Source organism: Vibrio wakamikoensis (genome assembly GCF_050337275.1).
Taxonomy (GTDB): Bacteria; Pseudomonadota; Gammaproteobacteria; order Enterobacterales; family Vibrionaceae; genus Vibrio; species Vibrio chaetopteri.
Window position 1 is genome coordinate 1 of record NZ_JAKJST010000014.1, and the last position, 18,273, is coordinate 18,273.

The 18,273-nt window shown below is 45.4% G+C and carries 16 protein-coding genes; 9 read left to right on the forward strand and 7 right to left on the reverse strand.

Going from position 1 to position 18,273, the window contains the following annotated elements; genetic code table 11:
• The 4 genes from L4C42_RS04775 to L4C42_RS04790 all read left to right on the forward strand — a co-directional run.
• Nucleotides 1-245, forward strand: a 245-nt coding sequence (locus L4C42_RS04775; RefSeq protein ID WP_429759591.1) for a hypothetical protein, incomplete at its 5' end; no start/stop codon positions are given.
• Nucleotides 246-753: 508 nt separating this feature from the next.
• Nucleotides 754-1,140: a lactoylglutathione lyase gene (gene gloA, locus L4C42_RS04780; protein WP_353499018.1), complete on the forward strand. Its 387-nt coding sequence runs from the start codon at nucleotides 754-756 to the stop codon at nucleotides 1,138-1,140.
• 26 nt (nucleotides 1,141-1,166) lie between these two features.
• Nucleotides 1,167-2,264 carry an alkene reductase gene (locus L4C42_RS04785; RefSeq protein WP_353499019.1) on the forward strand — a complete coding sequence of 366 codons (1,098 nt, stop codon included), beginning with the start codon at nucleotides 1,167-1,169 and terminating at the stop codon, nucleotides 2,262-2,264.
• Nucleotides 2,265-2,401: 137 nt separating this feature from the next.
• The gene (locus L4C42_RS04790) at nucleotides 2,402-2,677 is read left to right on the forward strand and encodes a nitrogenase-stabilizing/protective protein NifW (protein WP_353499020.1); all 276 of its coding nucleotides are present in this window, start codon (nucleotides 2,402-2,404) and stop codon (nucleotides 2,675-2,677) included.
• Between the two features lie 86 nt (nucleotides 2,678-2,763).
• On the opposite strand, the gene L4C42_RS04795 is transcribed toward L4C42_RS04790, so the two are convergent.
• On the reverse strand, nucleotides 2,764-4,197 hold the full coding sequence (locus L4C42_RS04795) for a PTS transporter subunit EIIC (RefSeq protein WP_353499021.1): 1,434 nt from the start codon (nucleotides 4,195-4,197) through the stop codon (nucleotides 2,764-2,766).
• A 262-nt stretch (nucleotides 4,198-4,459) separates the two neighbouring features.
• Between L4C42_RS04795 and L4C42_RS04800 the strand changes: the two genes are divergently transcribed.
• Complete coding sequence (locus L4C42_RS04800) at nucleotides 4,460-5,659, forward strand: enolase C-terminal domain-like protein (RefSeq protein WP_353499022.1); 1,200 nt, start codon at nucleotides 4,460-4,462, stop codon at nucleotides 5,657-5,659.
• 39 nt (nucleotides 5,660-5,698) lie between these two features.
• Here the strand turns inward: L4C42_RS04800 and L4C42_RS04805 are convergent, their stop codons facing one another.
• Together L4C42_RS04805 and L4C42_RS04810 are read right to left on the reverse strand one after the other, a co-directional pair.
• Nucleotides 5,699-6,412, reverse strand: coding sequence for a GntR family transcriptional regulator (locus L4C42_RS04805; RefSeq protein ID WP_353499023.1), 714 nt, complete (start codon nucleotides 6,410-6,412; stop codon nucleotides 5,699-5,701).
• 142 nt (nucleotides 6,413-6,554) lie between these two features.
• Nucleotides 6,555-7,085, reverse strand: coding sequence for an early set domain-containing protein (locus L4C42_RS04810; protein WP_353499024.1), 531 nt, complete (start codon nucleotides 7,083-7,085; stop codon nucleotides 6,555-6,557).
• 398 nt (nucleotides 7,086-7,483) lie between these two features.
• Between L4C42_RS04810 and L4C42_RS04815 the strand changes: the two genes are divergently transcribed.
• Nucleotides 7,484-7,975, forward strand: a complete 492-nt coding sequence (locus L4C42_RS04815) for a tetratricopeptide repeat protein (RefSeq protein ID WP_418642456.1) — start codon at nucleotides 7,484-7,486, stop codon at nucleotides 7,973-7,975.
• A gap of 8 nt (nucleotides 7,976-7,983) precedes the next feature.
• Here L4C42_RS04815 and L4C42_RS04820 read toward each other — a convergent pair whose 3' ends face one another.
• On the reverse strand, nucleotides 7,984-9,000 hold the full coding sequence (locus L4C42_RS04820) for a phytanoyl-CoA dioxygenase family protein (RefSeq protein WP_429759595.1): 1,017 nt from the start codon (nucleotides 8,998-9,000) through the stop codon (nucleotides 7,984-7,986).
• A 293-nt stretch (nucleotides 9,001-9,293) separates the two neighbouring features.
• On the opposite strand from L4C42_RS04820, the gene L4C42_RS04825 reads away from it, so the two are divergent.
• Nucleotides 9,294-9,560 carry a hypothetical protein gene (locus L4C42_RS04825; protein ID WP_353499027.1) on the forward strand — a complete coding sequence of 89 codons (267 nt, stop codon included), beginning with the start codon at nucleotides 9,294-9,296 and terminating at the stop codon, nucleotides 9,558-9,560.
• A gap of 49 nt (nucleotides 9,561-9,609) precedes the next feature.
• On the opposite strand, the gene L4C42_RS04830 is transcribed toward L4C42_RS04825, so the two are convergent.
• Together L4C42_RS04830 and L4C42_RS04835 are read right to left on the reverse strand one after the other, a co-directional pair.
• Nucleotides 9,610-10,776 (reverse strand): winged helix-turn-helix domain-containing protein, encoded by a 1,167-nt coding sequence (locus L4C42_RS04830; RefSeq protein ID WP_353499028.1) that lies wholly within the window; start codon nucleotides 10,774-10,776, stop codon nucleotides 9,610-9,612.
• Between the two features lie 11 nt (nucleotides 10,777-10,787).
• On the reverse strand, nucleotides 10,788-12,128 hold the full coding sequence (locus L4C42_RS04835) for an MFS transporter (RefSeq protein ID WP_353499029.1): 1,341 nt from the start codon (nucleotides 12,126-12,128) through the stop codon (nucleotides 10,788-10,790).
• A 410-nt stretch (nucleotides 12,129-12,538) separates the two neighbouring features.
• Here L4C42_RS04835 and L4C42_RS04840 point away from each other — a divergent pair, with 410 nt between their 5' ends.
• Together L4C42_RS04840 and L4C42_RS04845 are read left to right on the forward strand one after the other, a co-directional pair.
• Nucleotides 12,539-14,287: an ABC-F family ATP-binding cassette domain-containing protein gene (locus L4C42_RS04840; RefSeq protein WP_353499030.1), complete on the forward strand. Its 1,749-nt coding sequence runs from the start codon at nucleotides 12,539-12,541 to the stop codon at nucleotides 14,285-14,287.
• Nucleotides 14,288-14,485: 198 nt separating this feature from the next.
• Nucleotides 14,486-15,379: a homocysteine S-methyltransferase family protein gene (locus L4C42_RS04845; RefSeq protein ID WP_353499031.1), complete on the forward strand. Its 894-nt coding sequence runs from the start codon at nucleotides 14,486-14,488 to the stop codon at nucleotides 15,377-15,379.
• A 32-nt stretch (nucleotides 15,380-15,411) separates the two neighbouring features.
• Here L4C42_RS04845 and L4C42_RS04850 read toward each other — a convergent pair whose 3' ends face one another.
• Entirely contained in the window at nucleotides 15,412-18,255 is a 2,844-nt protein-coding gene (locus tag L4C42_RS04850) for a response regulator (protein ID WP_418642455.1), read from the reverse strand.
• Nucleotides 18,256-18,273 lie beyond the last annotated feature (18 nt).

Here is an 18,273-nt window from a genome sequence, read left to right on the forward strand (position 1 = left end):
AGTCTCCTCGACCATTCCCCAATCAATTACCTCCGCTGGAATACCCTAGCGAACATGAAGTCAGAAAGGTGAAATGTGGCGGCTATATTAAACTTAACGGGCAAGCCATTTACGTCACGAGAAGACTATTAGGTGAGTACGTTAGTTTGGAATATATCGACAATCGATGTTGGTTGCTTCGATTTGGAGAAATGAGATTAGGGATTGTAGATGAAGTTGTTGGAAAAGTAATTCGGCCAACATAGGGTGTTACCTATGTGGCCGGTTTAAAGTGTTACCTATGTGACCATCAGTACATTTTGAAGATGGCTTGAAGCACAAAACGGGGCAAAAATAAGCTATCCTCGTTACTCAGTTTGGGGAGTTGACGATATGATTCAGTGGGCGCGGCCAGTAGATTCCTGCCTTCGCAGGAATGACCGGATTTGGATTTGGGTTATTGACACAGAAAGGGGAAAAGTCGTGTTTGCTATAGCCGGTTCACACAACGTCTACCAAGTGAACTGACAGAGGAAAAGTGACAAACTCTACTGTCTTCTGACAAGAGCCTACTTCACAGTCGGCTTTTTAGTGGCCTGTCTGCATCATTTCTTTTCTATCATTCCAAAACGTTATGAAAATCATAATATATGATAATTTCACGTACTTTCCCTTTTGTCGTAACCTAGCGCCAGTTGGAAATCACCATTTCGCTTATGTCGTCGACGCTCCTATGCTGGTGAGCGTCCGCATAAGATTCAGGCGAGGGTAAATATGAAAGTTTTGCACACAATGATTCGCGTAGTGGACTTAGATAAGTCCATTAAATTCTACTCAGAAGTTCTTGGTATGAAGGTGTTAGACCGTTTCGAGAATGAAGAGTATCGCTATTCACTCGTTTTTGTTGGCTACGAGGGTCAAGATGCAGGCTCTACCATCGAGCTGACTTATAACTGGGACACAGACCAGTACGACCAAGGCAATGCTTGGGGACATATTGCGATCGGTTGTGAGGACATTTATGCAGCATGTGAGCGTATTGAACAGCTTGGTGGCAACATCACTCGCGCGCCGGGTCCAATGAAAGGCGGCGTAACTCACATCGCGTTTGTGAAAGATCCTGATGGTTACTCTATTGAGCTAATTCAATCGAGCAAATAATAGAGAACAGATAGAGGTAAATGATTATGACAGATTCAATGTTTCAACCAATTCAACTTGGTTCGCTTACTCTAAAAAACCGTATCGTGATGCCGCCGATGACTCGCTCTCGTGCATCGCAGCCAGGCAACGTAGCCAACGACATGATGGCCGAGTATTATGCACAGCGCGCTCAAGCAGGTCTTATTGTTGCAGAAGGCACTCAGATTTCTCCAATGGGTCAAGGTTATGCTTGGACACCAGGCATCTACTCGCAAGAGCAGATTGCGGGCTGGAAAAAAGTAACAGATGCGGTACACGCTAAAGACGGCGCAATTTTCGCTCAGCTATGGCATGTAGGCCGTGTTACTCACCCAGATAACATCGGTGGTGAACAGCCAATTTCATCGTCTGCGCTCAAAGCAGAAAACGTGAAAGTGTTTGTTGATAATGGTAGCAATGAGCCAGGTTTTGTTGACGTTGTAGAGCCACGTGCAATGACCAAACAAGATATTGAAGAAGTGATTGGTCAATACCGTCAAGCGGCTTTAAACGCTGTTGAAGCGGGCTTTGATGGAATCGAATTGCACGGTGCAAACGGTTACCTCATTAACCAGTTTATCGACTCAGAAGCGAACAACCGTGATGATGAGTATGGTGGTTCAATCGAAAACCGTCTTCGCTTCCTAGATGAAGTGGTTGCGGCAGTTGTTGACGCGATTGGTGCGGACAAAGTGGGTGTGCGTCTAGCCCCATTTACTTCACTTAACGGGACAGTCGATAAAACACCAGTAGAGACGTACACTGCAGCTGCACGCGTACTGGACAAACACAATGTGGTTTACATGCATATCGCTGAAGTGGATTGGGATGATGCGCCAGACACACCTGCTGAGTTTAAAACAGCAGTGCGTGAAGCGTACCAAGGTACCATTATTTATGCTGGTCGCTACAACCAAGAGAAAGCTGAGCAAGCGATCCTTGGCGGTCTTGCGGACATGGTAGGCTTCGGTCGTCCATTTATCGCAAACCCAGATCTGCCGAGTCGTATTCAGCACGGTTACCCGCTAGCACCGCACAACCCAGAGACTCTGTTCGGTGGCAACGAGGTTGGTCTTTTAGACTACCCGGAATACCAGGCGTAATTGACTATCTAACGCAAATTAACAAGATTAGGCTCGAGGCGAGGGGGCATCCTATTTATGGGAATGGCGTCTCGGGCTTCCTCTTTCTTGTTATCTCTAATACACTCTTCGTACCTTCACTTCTCTTTTCGGCTGCAATGAGCTTTACCGATATCCAAGACAAACTGGCCACTTTCTCTGCTCTTGAGCAGGTCTTCGACTATTTTGAAGTCGACTATGACCGCAAGTTTCTCGATGAATATCGTCTGCCACTTCTCAAGCGCTTTAATGGTTATCTGTTAATGCAAAAACCAGATGATTGGTTCGCTGCGAGGCGAGTTTTGCGTAACGCGTATTGCAAAATCCAGCGAGGCCGTCTCGATCCAGCAACACGCTCTGCATGCCGGGGATGTACGTCTTGTATTAGACGCTAACAAAAGCCGTAAACAGAAAAAGGCTCATAACCTAGTGGTTATGAGCCTTTATTTTATATCGTGTTTTGGATATTTAGCCGCTTCGCTTATTTGTCGTCAACGTTCACAAACATCATGGTTAGCGTGAAGGCCAGTGCAAATACACCGACAACGCCCAGTACTGCTTGAATGAAGTTCTGAGTACCGCTCGCCAAGTACGCTGGAAGGCTGAACACAGAAGACAGAATGTAGCTGGTTAGGTGAGTATCAATGGTCACTGAAATCGCACCTACGATACCTGCTGCTAGGCTCGCCATAAACAGAGCTTTTGTGTACTTAGTCAGTACGCCAAATAGCGCTGGCTCTGTGATACCAAGGATAGCGGTGATACCTGAACCTACTGTTACTGAAGATTGCTCCTTTGAAACGCGGCTGCGTTGTTTGTACCATACCGCCATGGTTGCACCAGCAATTGCTAGGTTACCTAGACACATAATTGGCATCAGTAAATCTTTTCCGTACAACGCAAAGTTGTTTAGGCTGATTGGTGTCATGCTGTGGTGGATACCAAACACAATCGTAATAGGACGAGTGATACCGAACACAAAACCAGTAAGCGTTGGTGAAATCTCTAGTAGTGAGCTCACTACCCAACCTGCGCCATTACTTAGCCACATACCTGCTGGAGCAACCAATGACAGTACAATGGTCGACGTCACTGTGAAGGCCAGTAGGGGGGTAAATACAGGCTTCGCAGAAGATGGCACAAAACGGTCAACGAACGGTGTCACTTTAGACAATACCCAAACCGCTAGGATTGCTGGCACGATAGCACCGCCATAGTTGAGCAGTTCGATAGGCACGAAGCCCAATACGGTAAGCTCAGGAGCGCTGCCCACTTCTTTTAACATTGCCGCTTTATCAACAAGCTTTGGAGCCAGCATCGCAGATGAAACCGCAAGAGCAATGTACTCGTTCACTTTAAATACTTTAGCGGCCGAGAAAGACACCAACATAGGAAGGAAGAAGAACACCGCGACTGAAATCGAGCGGAAGAAGAATACCGTGTCCGACGACTCTGAAATTACATTGGTTGCAATAAGGCCTGAAAGCAGGCCCATCAACATACCTGCGCCTGCAATCGCTGGAACGACAGGGCCAAAGATACCCGCGACGACTCGCATGGCATTTTGGAACAGTTTGCCTTTCTCTGCTTCTGAAATAGGCTCGTCAGTGGTCGTGCTTACGCCGGAAAGAGCGTTGTACCACTTCTCGACATCGACACCGATGACGATTTGAGTTTGACCTTGAGCAAGCACCACACCTTTGACACCTGGGATGGCTTCTAGTACGTCCTTGTTGGCTAGAGATTCATCGGCAAGCTTAAAGCGAAGGCGAGTCATACAGTGCGTGATGTTGATGATATTGTCATCCCCACCCAGCGCAGCGACAAGCGACTGTAGGCTGTCGTTGAAACGGCTTTGCTCGCTATTGGTATTAGTTTTTGAGTTCACGTCGTTTAGCGTTTCGGTTAGTTGCATAGTAGGATTTCCTATCTTCTACCGTTATTCGATGGGGCTATCATATCCAGCGATAAGATTTGTCCCAATCGAAAAAACAGAGAGATTCATCACATTAAATGCGTGAATTTACTAATTTTAAGCTATTTTTGGCGATTGGTTCGTTTTTCTTTAAAAAATCACATCGATAACGAACCAGTTAAAATTGGACATAAATTAGCGCTTGAATTTCATTATTTTTCGCTGTTAGATAGAATGAGATTTCATACTAAGAGCCCATATCGTGAAAGAAAACATCATTACAAATGTCCAGTGCATCATTACGAAACCGGACAGACATAATCTTATTACTGTTATCGTTGAAACAGAATCAGGCGTTACTGGCTATGGCTGTGCAACCTTTCAGCAGCGTCCACTTGCTGTAAAAACTATGGTTGATGAATATATTAAGCCTTTAGTTGTTGGTCGAAATGCAAATAATATTGAAGATCTGTGGCAAATGATGATGGTGAATTCATATTGGCGCAATGGCCCGGTTATTAATAATGCAATCTCTGGTGTTGATATGGCACTTTGGGATATTAAAGCTAAGCTTGCAAATATGCCTCTGCATCAATTGTTTGGCGGTAAATCTCGCGATGCTATTCAGGTTTACACTCACGCGACCAGCGACACAATGGAAGGTTTATACCAGCAAGTCGAAGAGTTCTTGGAGCAAGGCTACAAGCATATTCGCTGTCAGTTAGGATTCTATGGTGGCGTTCCAGAAAACATGCACACGACTGAACAGCCAACGGCAGGATCGTATTACGATCAAGACCAGTACATGGCGAACACCATCGATATGTTTAAAAAGCTTCGCGAGAAGTACGGTAATCAGTTCCACATTCTTCACGATGTGCATGAACGACTGTTTCCAAATCAAGCGTTGCAGTTTGCCAAGCAAGTTGAGCAGTACTATCCGTACTTCATCGAAGATATTCTGCCACCCAATCAAACGGAATGGTTGACGAACCTGCGCAGCCAAACATCTGTGTCGCTGGCACTTGGTGAGCTGTTCAATAATCCAGAAGAGTGGAAGTCGGTGATCATTAATCGCCAGATTGACTTCATCCGTTGTCACGTCTCGCAAATCGGTGGTATTACACCAGCACTTAAGCTGGGTCACTTATGTGAAAGCTTTGGCGTGCGCATTGCGTGGCACTGTCCACCAGATATGACACCGATTGGCGCAGCGGTGAACACGCACCTGAATGTGCATCTGCATAATGCCGCTATTCAAGAGCACGTGCATTACAAAGAGAATACTCGCCGCGTATTCCCGAATGCAGCAGAGCCGCGACAAGGTTTCTTGTATGCCAGCGAAAAGCCGGGTATCGGCGTGGAAATGGATGTTGAGGCAGCAGCGGACTTCCCGGTGGAGTATCGCGCTCATGAATGGACACAAAGCCGACTGCCGGACGGTTCAATTCATACGCCTTAATAGTTGGCAAATAAGAAATAAATCAAAACGACCGCTAATTTAGCGGTCGTTTTGATCTCGGTACTGTAAACTTTCGTTATTAAATTTGGTGTGATAAGTGCACTGGTAGTTAATATCGATAATGTCGCTGACAATAAACGCTTCACCAGAGGTTAAAAAACCTCGGTTGGTAATATTCATTGCAGAGGTTGAACGCTTGCACTGTAATATTTTTGCATCTTCTGATGATACGCTAACCGCCTTGTAACTAGTCAGGTAGCTGTCTATTCCTAACCCAAGCGAAAGCGCTAACTTTTGCAGCGAGCTTTCCACCAGGGTATCGTTCATCTTTGGGAATAAATGCACGGGTAAAATAGTCTCTTCAATTTGGGTGATTTTATCTTGCACTAGCCTTAAGCGTTTGATGTGCCAAAGATAATCATCTTCTCCGATAGAAAATACTTGCATCTCATGATGAGTGGGTACACGTTTATTGAGCTGAACTTTCTTATAAGAAATATGCTCAAAACTGTTTTCTGTGATGGAGTTATAAATTAATGGCGTGCCAATAATAGCAGTATTAACGTAATAACCGGATCCTGTTTTAGGCTTTACCACACCAATCGCTTCGAGTTTTGCTAGTGCCTTTCTAATTGAGAACCTCGACAACTGATACTTGTCGGCTAGCTCCCTTTCTGAAGGGAGTTTTTGGGTGATCACGCCTTGGCAGATTTTGCTGATTAGATCTTGAACCAGCTGTTCGTGCTTTTTCATTGAGGAGGGCAACAGTTGCAACAGATAAGGTTAATGATAGCGATGAAGGGGCTAAGTTGGCAAACGTATTCGCGGGATGAGATCGACGTTTTAGAACAAAGGCTGGATGCCAAGCGAGCAGTGCTCGCTCAGCACTAGAGATTTATTGGCATTGGTTAAGACTAACAGCAATAGGGTTCGCTTTTTCGTCAAATTTCACAGACCAAACGTATTTGCCAGTTGCTTCAATGGTTGACTTGGTATCTTTCCCGTAGCCACCCCATTTCAGTACTTTCGTTTCGCCAACGTTAAGGACTCGACCGTCTGCGGTGAACTGCGGTTTCCAGTCAGCAGCTGCATACTGCATTGAGTATTTACCTGGTTGCTCTTCGACTACGGCTTGATATAGGCCATCGCCTTTGTGTTCAAATGCGCGAGCGTCGATGTGTTTCCAGCTTGCACCAGGAAAGGTGCCAACGACATAAAGCTTTTTACGTACAGGGCCTGCTTCCGAAACTGTCGGGTTGTCACAGGCAGCCATCATGGCTGTGTCAACACCTGCTGGAGCTGCAGCTACTGCCGCCGTTGTTGCGGTTGCCGTCTCATTCGCTGAAGAAGTCGCTGGATCTGACGCACAGCCAAACATAAGTGCACTCATCACTGCCATAGACAGAGCAGATTTTATTGATGTCATGGGTTGTCCTTTTTTATTTTTGGTTAGGGCATCACCAATTTAATGTGCGCAATATCTAAGCAGCTCATCCTTTTGATTGAAGAGAAGGGGATGAGACTCAAGGATGAGAGTAGTAGGTCACAAAGCGTGCAACTATCTACTGGTGGATTTTTATGGCTTTCAGAATGATAGGTTGAAACTTGTTGGTATTACTATATTTGTCGAGATTTTACTCCTTTGGAAGTGTTGTTGTTAGAGATAAAAACCATTCGTATCAGATTGATAACAAGATCGGTTTTGGTGCATGTTAAGCAAAGGGGGGTTCTTGTTGGTCTCACAGCAATGATAAAGCAGGCTGGGTGAACAGAATGGCTCTTATTGCGTAGATAACAGAGCAAGTGACTGAAAAGGAGAACATCATGCGTCTACCAATTTTACTATTTGTGTTCGCTTTATCTTCGTTTGGAGCGTGGTCCGCGGGTTCCAGCTCTAGTTATAACTCGTTGAACAAAGCCGAGCGCACTTACAATCAAGGCGTGGAACTTATGAAAGACAAACAATTTCTCGATGCTGAGAAAAAGTTTCGAGCTGCCCTCAAACGAGATAAAAACTGGGCGCAAGCACACAACAACCTCGCTTATACCCTACGTAAACAGGGGGCAGATCATTACAACACTGCGCTATTTCATTACAACAAAGCGATTTCTATCGCACCGTCGCTCCCTGAGCCATACATGTACCGAGGTGTACTTCATGTGCAAATGGGGAATCCATCACTTGCCAATGACGACCTCACCAAGCTGCGTGCACTCAAATCGCAACTGGCTGATGAACTTGAGTTTGTGATTGAAAACGGCGAAGAGAAAGCGCCAGAGCGGTTTTTTGGCGTCTCTGAGAAAGTTAAGGGTTAACCTTTGAATCAAGCAAGATGCCTTCGTCCTGGGTACATATTGATGTATTGAACGATTCTTGGGCGCACTCCTAAATTGGGACGGCTGCCGTGAGGGAGATGATGGTGCCAGATAATCATATCTCCAGCGTTGGCGCCAATTGGGACTGAACCTAAAGCGTGTAGGTCTTGTTGGTTAGGATCGGTATCTGTGGGCAAGCTTTGTAACCAGTTTGACAGTTTATGATGAAACCCCGGAATTAGGGTCTGGGCACCTTGTTCTGGTGGGGTATCGGTGAGGTAGAGTATTCCCTGTGTCGCGAAATCGAGTGGCTGATCAAAGTCGACATCCCAGTGTAGATCTGGCCCCGGAAATGGGTGACTTTCTCGCTGCGGGGCATGGAATCCGCATCGATCTGCTGTCACCCAAAGAGCGGGCGTATCCCAGAGCTGAGAGAAGGCTTTATGAATTCGCAAAGAACGGCGATTGGCTTCTAGCGCTTCGCTTTGTATCAGTTCTACCATGATCCCGGATGCTGTCTTTTGATACCAAGAACAGTGGTCATCAGACTTTGCGCCAACCGCTTTGTAAATCACCTTCTCAGCCTCTTGGCAGGCATTCAAATCCACAGCGTTTCTGATAATTACATAGCCATTTCTCTGCCAAAATGCGAGATCTTGCTGTGACAATACAGGTGGAGCGTTGTCAATCGCACTCAGCCAATCGTGAGTCTCTCTACTGTATGCTGAACCTGCTATATCGGCGTTAAGTCGCTCAATGCGACTTTTGCTTGGTTTGCCTGCCGTTGCGACAACCCAATCTTCAAATTCATCGAGTGAGGGCTTTTGAGCGTATAGAAACTGATAAGCTTGATTCAGCCCAATGCCAAGAGCATCTAAGACTAATCGATCAAGGTGTACATCTTGAGGGAAAGACTGGGTTTGTTGGTACCGCTTAGCGAACGTTGATGACCAGAGTCGCTTTAGGTGATAGACCCCAATTGGTGAAAGTTCGTTTGATGATGCGAGGGTAATGGGTAGTTCCATAGGTTTTAACTGTGTACTCAGAAGCTATTTGATGTCTATTTTAGGCGGTATTTTCATACTTATCTTATAGGTAAACGATAACCTAAGGTCCGGTCACAAAATGTCTAAATTGTAGATGGTGAATTTCACACTCTCTGTGTCAAATTCGCCATGTCAGAGAAGGTGTTAAAAATCTCAATGCTTTAACTTATTGATTTTTATTAATCTAAAAGTTGGCACCACATGTGCAACAGGGAATGGGCAAGTAAGGTAGTCTGCACATTTACCAATAACCAATCCCAAAGGGGCATATTATGAAAAGCTTACTCGTATCTACTCTTGGTGTAATCGCTATCACGTCTTCGGCTTTTGCCGCCGCTAACACGCTTGATAAACAGGAATGGAGCGAGGATTTGCATCATGATATGACGGCAATGAAGCATGAGGCAGTCGCCGATATTTCACAACTGAATCTGACAGAGATAGAAGCGCGCGACGAACGAATTGTAAAGCGCATCAAAGCTGAGCAATCTCAGCTGGTCAATAGTCATTGCCAAGGTGACGATGCCCCAAAGTCGTAATTGTGCCTTACTCGACGTTACCTAAGAATGTTTAACAAGCCAAAAGGTCTTAAGTAATGATCGTCTTATCGATGTTGTAGCTATCGCAGTGATTGAATGAGGCAAAGGAAGACAGCTCTTTTGCTAGGGCATGTTTGAACTCATCATGTCGCGATACTTGTGGCTCGATATAGAGTTTGGACACTTGAAGATGAGCACGATTTCGATGAGTCTTGCAATCCACTCGAGCGACTAATCGACCGTCCCATAAAATCGGCAGCACAAAATAGCCAAACTGTCTTTTGGCTGCCGGAACGTAACACTCGAGCAAGTAATCGAAGTTAAAAAACTTCCGCAGTCTATCGCGCTGGATGATGAAGCTATCGAAGGGTGAAAGCAGCTTCGCTTGACGACGGTTTAATCGCTTGTCGAGCAGTTCAAGGGATTCGGGAAGCACAAAATAGGCTTCACCGTTGACGGTCACTTGCTTGATTTTGCCCATCTCTTCTAGTTCTAGCAGCGCTTTTTTTACTAACGGTTTGGTCCCTTTTCGTAAATAACTCATCTCCAATATGGTGGCGATACCATGGATTTTAAGTGTGTTTAATACCAAAAATTGAGCGTATTCATCATCGGTGGGCATCCGTGTATCTACCCCATTTACGAGGACTCTCTCGGTCAAATCATACACTTTGTGAAACTTTCGACGCTCGGTGATCATCAGATCACCTTGCATGTACAGTGTTTCCAGAGCTTGCTTTGTGGGTTTATTTTCCCAGCCTTGCTTCTTTATGGTATTGACGTTAACCGCATCTTGAGCAAAGTCTTTAGCCATCAAAGGGCCATCAATGGTGATTTTACTCAGTACTTCTGCCATCAGCTTGGGATTCTTCTTAAACCAATGGTTTTGCTTACCCGACTTGAGCGCATGTTTTTGAGGTAAAGAGAAGCGATAGTTTTGCATATCGAGGTATGAAGCCGCGTGAGACCAATATTCATAAGCCACTTTATCTCGCACCATGCGATCAAGATGATCGGGTGAATAGCGGTGGTTTCGACTCCAAAGTGTATGGTGATGGGCACGCTGCACCACCGAAATAGTATCAATCTGAACATACCCCAAGCCTCTCATCGCTTGCACTGACTGCTGATAGGCTGTTCCAGAAACCGGCTGAGAAGGAAGGCCTTGTGACAGCAGCGCTAATTTTTGAGCTTGATTGAGAGACAAAGACTGCATGAACACCTCATTTATGACTGGTTGAACACGGGACGCTTTTTGTTGCTGAAGTAAAAGAACACGCTGAGCCCGATAAACAACGCGGTAAAGTAATAGAAAAACGATGACAGTGACGCTAAAAAGTCGAGGTGTTGCGCGATTTCTTGATCGCTATAACGTTGAGAAACCATCTTGTAGTAGTACGCATAGAGCATACCAATCATGCCGTATCCAAGGTTGAACATTAAGCCTTTGAAGCTGAGTGCGGTGGCTCTGTTGTGTGATTCGGTCTTTCTATTGAGATGATAGCTAATGAAGATATTTACCGTCATGGTAATGAACACCAATAACAGAGCCGGAATCACGCCATAAATTGGCCAGCCACGACTTATCCAGAAATAGGTTGCCATGGCGGCAAGCCCCATTAGCGTAATGAAGGACTTAGGTTCCACGCGCTCGGCCAGTCTGCGACTTTGTCCAGCCAATAAGATTTGGAATAGGCTAATGCCAGCGCCAATAAAACCGATATAGATGATCGGGATCTCAATGGCGCGGTAGTATTGACTGTTCATGGTCAAAAACATGCGTGAGGTGTGCTCAAATAAGCTGTAATAGAGCAAGATGAACATCACGTAAGGTGTTGATATTACCCATTTAGCCGTATCCATTGTTAGCCTTAGGCTGGCCATCGTCGATGCGACTTTTCCATCGGCATGTGGCGCGACTTTACGCTCTTCCTGCATGCTAGTGGCGGCATAGATGGCAACGAGCGCAACGAGTAAGGTGGCGTAGACTGGAATACGCATGATGTCTTGGGTGCTTTCTGGTCTTGCGAGACCAAACCATTCAGCGATACTACCCATCACGTTCACATCGTACATAGCAGCGCCAACTAAGGTGACAACGATGCCAACACTGGATGCGATGCGCAGCTGTATTTGAAGAACCTGCGGCCAAATTTCTTCCTTGCCCTGTTCTTTTAGCGTGTCGTAGGCGAGCGCTTCATCGGCGCCGCTGGCTAGCGACATAGCTAACCCACTTAACACCCGATTGACCAAAAATACCGCGAAGACCAAGTTAGCGTTCCCGGTGGGAACAAAGGCAATCATGGCGATCTCTACAAACATGACGATCGATGACAGCACCACGAGTTTTTTGCGACCCAAAGTATCTGCGAACGCGCCAGAAGGAACTTCAGAAATGACGATGGTCGCTGCCCAAACCACATTAAGCATGGCAAATTGAGAGAGGGTTAGGCCGTAGTCCAGATAAAGTAGAGTAAAAACCGGGTAGTAGAAGCGTGCAAAATAGCTGCTGCGAAACATCAAAAAGTAACGTACGTTTTTTATCTGAAGTATTTCTTTGACTGTCATTGAGTCTTCCGCTGTGAAGTTGGTATCTGAATGCGATATGGGTATAGGTATAGCCTGTTTTGGATGAGGATTAAAGTTTCTGCCTTTAAAATCAGTTAATTGCCTAATTTAATCTATAAAACGTGTCAGATAATCCGCTAGACTTCATTGCTTTAGTTGATAAAATAGACAACCTAAATTCAACCGAAAAGACAAGGAGGTAACCCATGAACCAGTGTGCATTATATTTTGCATACGTTTTTGCTTTTCAAGCTCGCTCAAGTTTTACCAGTATCGTGCTGCGATAACTGAGCTTGAGCGAGGACGCAATTTATACAGACTAACGAGAATCTCTTCTCTCTAGCTTACAGAGTTATTGTCAGCCCATTTTGACAATAGGTGCTTTGCGCCTTGAAAAACTTGAGTAAGCCATGAATACATTACTATCTGCACAATCCATTCATTTTCATACATCTTCAACACCGCTGTTTGAAGCAATCTCTTTCACCCTAAAGCAAGGTGATCGTATTGGCCTTGTCGGCCACAACGGTTGCGGAAAAAGTACCTTACTTCAACTGCTTTGTGGAAACAAAGAACCGCGTTCAGGGGAAGTTACGCTAGCGAATCATTGCCTCATGGAACAGGTAGAGCAGCATCTTCCACATGAGCTTGAACACGTTACCATGCTTGATGCTGTCGTTGCCAAACTACCAAAGGATGATCGCCAACAAGAGCTGTGGCGCGCGGAACTTATTTTGTCCGATATGGGGTTTACGGCAGCGCAATGGACGCTAACGGCGGGCACATTGAGCGGCGGTCAACATACTCGCTTGCTGTTAGCAAGAGCACTCATTAATAAGCCGGACTTGTTGCTTCTTGATGAGCCGAGTAACCACTTGGATTTGCCAACACTGCTTTGGCTTGAGCGGTTCTTAATTAACTGGAAGGGCAGTTTTGTTCTTGTGTCTCACGATAAGCGCCTGCTGGATAAGGTTACGAACTGCACCTGGATTTTAAGAGACAAATCTCTACATTACTTTCAACTGCCGTGTTCCGCTGCGCTGGTGGAACTCGCAGCCGACGATGAAACGGCCAAGCTGCGAAATCAGGCAGAGCAAAAGGAAATTGATCGGATCGAGAAAAGTGCTAAGCGACTGTCAGTTTGGGGGCGGGTTTACGACAATGAAGATCTTGCCAGAAAAGCCAAACATATGGAAAAGCGAGCTGAAAAGCTCAAAGATGCGCAAACGGAACTAACAGAAGGCACGCCTTGGAGGTTAATGCTAAACGGAGAAGCGATGAAAGCGAATCGCTTACTTGGTCTCTCAAATTTGGCGGTTAGACCGACGAATGACGCACAGACTTTATTTTCCGTGGACGAGCAAAGTGTCAAAAGTGGCGATCGTATTGCCATTATTGGCTGCAACGGTAGCGGTAAATCTTCGATGCTCAAGATGCTTTGGCAAACATACTCGCAAGCTATGAGTCTTTCTGACAGTGTTCAGTTTCACTCTCGCTGTCGATTAGGCTTTTATGATCAGAGCCTTAAACAGCTAAGTGACAACGAGACTTTAATCGACGCACTTGATGTGTTTACCGATGAGAATGAAGAGCGGCGAAAAATGGCACTGATTAGTGCGGGTTTTGCATTCAACCGTCATTCTCAACGTGTAAACGAGCTCAGTGGAGGGGAGCGCTCCCGACTCTTGATGCTTGGTTTGTCGCTGGCAAATTACCACCTCCTAATGCTTGATGAGCCGACCAACCACTTGGATTTGGATGGTAAAGAGGAGTTGGCCTCAACGCTTGGAACATTCGATGGTGCAGTACTTTTGGTGACCCATGACAGGGAACTGATTGAAAAAAGCTGTAATCGCTATTGGTTGATTAAAGACGGGGCGTTGACACAGTGGCATGACTTACAGAGGTTGTATGACGAGATTGACAGTGGTGAAACAGAGAGTACCAGTGACAACTCAACTCAATTGAGTTCTTCAGATTCTAGTACTCTTTGTGCAGCTTCAAAAATCATCGATGAAGATTGGTTGCTGGATAAACTATTTCAGCTCGAAAGCTTGTTAGAGGCCGATGTACAACGTAAGCCAAAACATCAGAAACCAGCGTTACAGCAGCAATGGCGAGATGAAATTGAACAAATTACGTTGAGACTGCATTTGTAGCATCGTCTGCTCTTAATTAGACCGATAAGCTAGAGTCCTAACCAAGGTGCATCAGGTGAAAGCCTTGATGCACTTTTTGTATGTCGAGGAGCCTGAAATAAGCGGATGAAAATAACTATGTGTAACCCCCATTCATGTTTGGCTCGTTTGTGGTTTAATAGCGTCTCTTAGTCACGCTTTTAACAGCAGTAGGTAGATATGAAAGCAGTAACTATTTTAGATGGTGGTATGGGGCGAGAGCTAGAGCGTATCGGTGCGCCGTTTTCTCAGCCTTTGTGGAGTGCCCAAGCGCTGATTGAGTCGCCACAGTTGGTTAAACTGGCGCATCATGCTTTTATCGATGCGGGCTCCGAGATCATTACAGTGAATAGCTACGCTTGCGTGCCGTTTCACCTTGGCGATGAGGGATACGCTCAGCAAGGTGCAGCGCTTGCCAATAAAGCCGCAAAACTGGCTCGTGAAGCGGTTTCTGAATCGACGCACAACGTGCTTGTTGCAGGATCGCTGCCGCCGGTATTTGGCTCCTATCGACCAGAGCTGTTTCAATATGAGCGAGCGAAAGCGATCACTTCCGAGCTGATGCAAGCGCAAGATGAGTATGTTGATTTGTGGCTAGCTGAAACCGTTGCCAGTGTTGCAGAAGCGAAAATGTATCTAGAGCTGTTTAACGCAACTCAAAAAACCGCCTACCTTTGCTTTACCTTGCAAGATGAATTAGACCAGCCTGCATTGCTTCGTTCCGGAGAAACAGTGGAAGAGGCCGTCGAGCAATTATTAGAGGCTGGTGGGAAAGGGCTATTCTTCAACTGCTCTATCCCAGAAGTGATTGCCCAGGCGATTGAAGTCGTGAATAGCATCACCAAGCGTAACAACAAGAGCTTGGAAATTGGCGTGTTTGCCAACAGTTTTACGCCGATTAAATCGGGACATCAAGCCAACGAAGCGATACAAACCGTTCGTCACTTTTCTCCTGAAGAGTATCTCGATTTTGCCAAACGTTGGCATGAATTAGGGGCGACTATTATTGGTGGTTGCTGCGGTATTGAACCGAGGCATATTGCGCTGTTATCCACTTGGAAGCAAGAAAGCTAGGCAAGGTTAGAGTGATAAAGACACTTGCCAAATTACGCTTCTAGCTGCTTTACCCTATGCGGTGTGGTGCTGTTGCCATTGCACCACTTTTGCAGCATGTCGACGAGCTTGGCTTTATCCGCTGGCTTATGGATATAGTCATCCATAAGCGTCGCAATGGACTGGCGAGCATCCGATCCGCATTCGCCTGATAGTGACACAATTGGCGTTGATGCAGTGAATTTTCGAATTTCTTTGCATGCTTCAAAGCCATTCATGTTGGGCATGCGGATATCCATGAAAATGAGGTCGAACTTTGTCTTTTTCGCCTTTTCAATGGCTTCAATGCCGGAGGCCGCTTGCTCAACTTTTACCCCCTCTGTCACTAGATAACTTTGTACCAGTAGACGATTAACGTGGGTATCGTCGACAACCAATACTTTCTTACCCATGAGGGATTCTTTTTTCTTCAACGCGCCAGCTTGTTCGGCTTTAACGAAAGTGCTCCAAAAGCTGTACTTACTGAACGTCAGCAATGTTGCTTGAAATGCATCAACATAGCTCAATTCTTCTTCTGTACGAGTGGTACAGAAAAGTGTCGGGATAGTACCTTGCTGATTGGCGTCATGGATGGCATTTGCAGTTTCACTGGCCGCTGAAGGCTCGAGGTCGGCAACCAGCACAAAATCAACGTCAGTATTGGCCAAGTAGCCCAGTGCTTGTTGCTGCGCAGAAACATAATGAACCGAAAGTGCAAACTCGTCATCGAGACATTGTCGTAGCCATGCCTGTGAGGTGTGCGGGGCGATCACCAACGCCTTTTTGTTTGTTAAGATGGATTTTAGCTGAGTATGCAGTCTGGCTTCGTATGCGGATTCATCGATGACAGGAAAAGTAAGCTCAAACGTTGTGAATTTGCCTAGCTGCGACCGACATTGGATATCACCACCAAACGCTGCCATGACGCGTTTACAATACGAAAGTCCAAGTCCGGTGCCGGTTCCTTTGCCTTGAGTAAACAAGTCATCGAAGATTTGATCGAGGTGGGTCTCCGCGATGCCGGGGCCAAAATCGGTAAATGACAACGTATTGATGTTCTCTCGTCGCTGAAAACCGATGTCTATTTTACTGTGTGAATATTGCTCAAAGTAATAAGTGGCATTTTTAAGTAGGTTGTAAATAACAAAGCTGAATAGGGTATCGTCACCCCAGAATGCGAAGTCTTCAATATTCACATTGACCCGTTGACGATCCTCAGGTTTGTTAAAGCTGAAGTCATTGATAGCAGCCAACGTTAACTCGCCAGCAGAATGGGATGAGAAGCGATCGGTTTTGAGCGATTCACCTCTTAACTCCGACAACATAGCATCGATAAACCGTGTGCCAGATTGAACGGCACGCTTACTCTCATGCAACGCTTGGTGCAGCTGTTTGATTTCTTCTGAGTTGTGGTTGCCTAAATCTGTGGGATCATTACCCAAGACTTTGGTGTCAATTTGCTCGAATTGATATTTGAGCTTGCTAAACGGATTACGTATTTCATGGGCAATGGAGCCCGCCAGAATTTGGCTTTTTCGCACTTTATCTTCGGCGATGATCCAACGACTGGCCTCTTTAAACAGTAAGAGCAGCCCAACCACTTGATCCGCGGTGATTAGCGGATGCTGCTCTGACTGGTTGGCAAGGTATAGGTGGGATATTCGCTTTCTATTATCAAAAATAGGCACGATAAGTGATATCTTGTTGGCGACCATATAGTCGATGATATCGCCCATGCTCTCTTTAGCGTCAATATGATGATTGAGGATATAGATAAGCTCATCTTTCACGAGAATGCGCTCGCCTTTTTGCAGAAATTCCAATACCTGAGCATCTTTCTCGGCGATGGTTTGGCGCACATAACCGTTCGAGACACCTAATATGTGGTTGAGTCGCTCTATCGCTTCAGTACATGAAAATCGAAACTCTGAATCAAGACTGCAGATCTGATCGATGCTGTTACCAGCGCTTCCGTACAACAAACGATTGAAGAACCAATAGACCTTTTTGAGAGATTTTTGATAGAAAAGGCCAGTAAAGACAACCCACCCAAGTAAAGTAATGTTTTGATAGCTACCGGTGGATGCGAGAAGCACGGCGGGAATGATGAACAGAGCGATATTGGTCAGTGAGCTGATGCCTACTAGAGCAATATACCGCCCGCTGTAAAAGCGGTTAAATAGCAGAGCATAGCCGATTATCATCAGCTCAAGCACCGATAGCGTGGGCGCTACCCATACCAGTGAAAAGTCATTTAAGAAATAAGGAATGACGATCATTACAACTAAGGTGGATGCCATAAAGACAATCACACCAGCCATCATATAGCCGGACTTGAGCTGTGTTAGCCTGAGATCACTTTTCCATGCGCGAACAAAGTTGAGAAAGGTTAGTGCGATGATAAACGGAGCGGTGAGGAAAAATATTTTGTTGTACTCACCAAAGAGAATTAGGAATTTACCAGATGAATACACTTCAACATCGATGACCGTCATGTCAGGAACTAAGTTAACGATCAGAGAATGAACTGACAATCCTATTAATATAATGGATTGTAATCTAGAGATATTTCTATTTTTAGCTTTAGAGATAAGCTTACAAGAAAACCAATATGCCGACAAAATAGCAAGAGCACAGAAAATATTTGCCCCTATAGCCATTGCTAGGGCGACATCAGGATCATAATAAGTGATTAAATCCGATTGGAAATAAGCATTGGTATAAATCCAACATGCGATGAAAAATGCATAAAGACAGTAAGGAAGGTAGATCGATTGATCTACCTTAAACTGGTTCTTCACCATCTTGTATGACATGTAAATCGCCCAGACCAATACACCAGTACCGATCATAAACATGATAAGTCCTGGTGTATC

Coding starts and splice junctions, on each gene's coding strand:
- gloA (WP_353499018.1), top strand. CDS start 754: ATGAAAGTTTTGCACACAATGATTCGCGTAGTGGACTTAGATAAGTCC.
- L4C42_RS04785 (WP_353499019.1), top strand. CDS start 1,167: ATGACAGATTCAATGTTTCAACCAATTCAACTTGGTTCGCTTACTCTA.
- L4C42_RS04790 (WP_353499020.1), top strand. CDS start 2,402: ATGAGCTTTACCGATATCCAAGACAAACTGGCCACTTTCTCTGCTCTT.
- L4C42_RS04795 (WP_353499021.1), bottom strand. CDS start 4,197: ATGCAACTAACCGAAACGCTAAACGACGTGAACTCAAAAACTAATACC.
- L4C42_RS04805 (WP_353499023.1), bottom strand. CDS start 6,412: ATGAAAAAGCACGAACAGCTGGTTCAAGATCTAATCAGCAAAATCTGC.
- L4C42_RS04810 (WP_353499024.1), bottom strand. CDS start 7,085: ATGACATCAATAAAATCTGCTCTGTCTATGGCAGTGATGAGTGCACTT.
- L4C42_RS04815 (WP_418642456.1), top strand. CDS start 7,484: ATGCGTCTACCAATTTTACTATTTGTGTTCGCTTTATCTTCGTTTGGA.
- L4C42_RS04820 (WP_429759595.1), bottom strand. CDS start 9,000: ATGGAACTACCCATTACCCTCGCATCATCAAACGAACTTTCACCAATT.
- L4C42_RS04825 (WP_353499027.1), top strand. CDS start 9,294: ATGAAAAGCTTACTCGTATCTACTCTTGGTGTAATCGCTATCACGTCT.
- L4C42_RS04830 (WP_353499028.1), bottom strand. CDS start 10,776: ATGCAGTCTTTGTCTCTCAATCAAGCTCAAAAATTAGCGCTGCTGTCA.
- L4C42_RS04835 (WP_353499029.1), bottom strand. CDS start 12,128: ATGACAGTCAAAGAAATACTTCAGATAAAAAACGTACGTTACTTTTTG.
- L4C42_RS04840 (WP_353499030.1), top strand. CDS start 12,539: ATGAATACATTACTATCTGCACAATCCATTCATTTTCATACATCTTCA.
- L4C42_RS04845 (WP_353499031.1), top strand. CDS start 14,486: ATGAAAGCAGTAACTATTTTAGATGGTGGTATGGGGCGAGAGCTAGAG.
- L4C42_RS04850 (WP_418642455.1), bottom strand. CDS start 18,255: ATGTTTATGATCGGTACTGGTGTATTGGTCTGGGCGATTTACATGTCA.